Source organism: Grimontia indica (genome assembly GCF_000333895.2).
GTDB classification, from domain to species: domain Bacteria; phylum Pseudomonadota; class Gammaproteobacteria; order Enterobacterales; family Vibrionaceae; genus Enterovibrio; species Enterovibrio indicus.
This window is the reverse complement of sequence record NZ_ANFM02000100.1, coordinates 1-1498: the sequence shown is the minus strand read 5'-3', so window position 1 is coordinate 1498 and position 1498 is coordinate 1. Positions and strand designations below refer to the sequence as shown.

1 protein-coding gene is annotated in these 1498 nt (G+C 48.9%); it reads left to right on the top strand.

What is annotated here, in order from left to right; translation table 11 throughout:
* Positions 1-1498: condensation domain-containing protein (locus D515_RS24925; protein ID WP_039850781.1), on the top strand; the 1498-nt coding region annotated here is incomplete at both ends.

The following is a 1498-nucleotide window of genomic DNA, read 5'->3' as shown; positions in this document are numbered from 1 at the left end:
GTGGTACCCATTATCTGGTCGAGCTGGATGGTGAGAACGTCAATATTGGGCGGCTTGAACAGGCTTGGAACAGCTTGGTTCAGCATCATGACATGCTCAGGGTTGATATTAATGATATGGAAACACAATGTGTGGCCGAGGATCCGTCCAGATTCTTTACCTCTATTGAACAGGTAGAGTGTGATGATCTTGAACATGCCAGCACGCAGCTCTCACTCTGGTGGAAAGCTCTCTCGTCCTCGAAAGAAGCCACATTGTTTGCAGCGCGCGTATTTTCAATGGGTCATCACCGCAGCAGGGTTGGCTTGATCTTCAACTACCTCACTTTGGATGGCTTCAGCATTAAAATGCTGCTTCGCCAGCTAGCACTCAGATACAGGGATCTTGAAGCGCCTTTGCCTGCGCCTGCGGTCTCATTCCGCGATTATGTTCAACAATTCGCACCCTCGGCAAAACAACGTGAAACAGCTATCAAATACTGGGAGCAAAAACTTGAAACACTCCCGCTATCTGCAGCTTTACCACTGAAGGTTGATCCAAGAACAGTCAATCATTCTCACTTCCGCAGACGGTCAATGATCTTAAACCGCGAAACTTGGCAAAGTCTAAAGGAGTCAACAAGAGCCAATGGGATCACACCTTCTGTTGCAGTGCTGAGTGCATTTTGTGAGGTTTTAAGCCGTTGGAGTGGCGGCCACTCCCATACCGTAAATATGACACTGTTCGATCGGCAGCCAATTCACCCGGATATCAATCATGTTGCCGGTGACTTTACATCATTGGTGCCAGTGGGTTATCAGCCTGACAGGAACGCAAACTTAATCGAAAGTGCTTTGCAGTTACAGGAAGAAACCTTTGATGCCTTAGAGCATCGACAGGTTTCTTCAATTTATGTGCAACGCGAGCGCGCAAAGCATATGGATATGACAGCGGCTGCCTTGCCTATTGTATTCACCAGCACACTCGGAATGTCTGATGATCTGTTAAGAGAAGAGACTATCAGCGAGTTCCCGCAAATATCCGGTGGAGGCTTATCGGAAACACCTCAGGTATGGCTGGATCATCAAATGTATGAATATGGTGATGAGCTTCATATTTCATGGGATACCGTGGATTCACTTTTCCCTGAAGGCATGCTCGACGACATGTTTGACGCCCTCGGCACAATGTTGAATACCCTGCATGTCTCGTGGAACTCACCACTGGATACGCTTTTACCATTACAACAGACTCAAACCCGCGTTGTGACCAACACGACAGAGTACCCTTATAAGGAGCGAACTCTTCACCAACCGTTCTTTGAAATGGCGGCGGAAACCCCTGAACGCACTGCCATTATTTCTGAACAACATTCCCTCTCCTATGGCGAGCTCGCTCAAGCTGCCCTGCAACTGGCTGCTTTACTCACCGAGCACGGGGTTCAACCCGGTGAACCTGTTGCCGTCACCCTTCCAAGGGGACACAATCAGGTCATCGCTGTCCTTGGTATTCTGGCCGC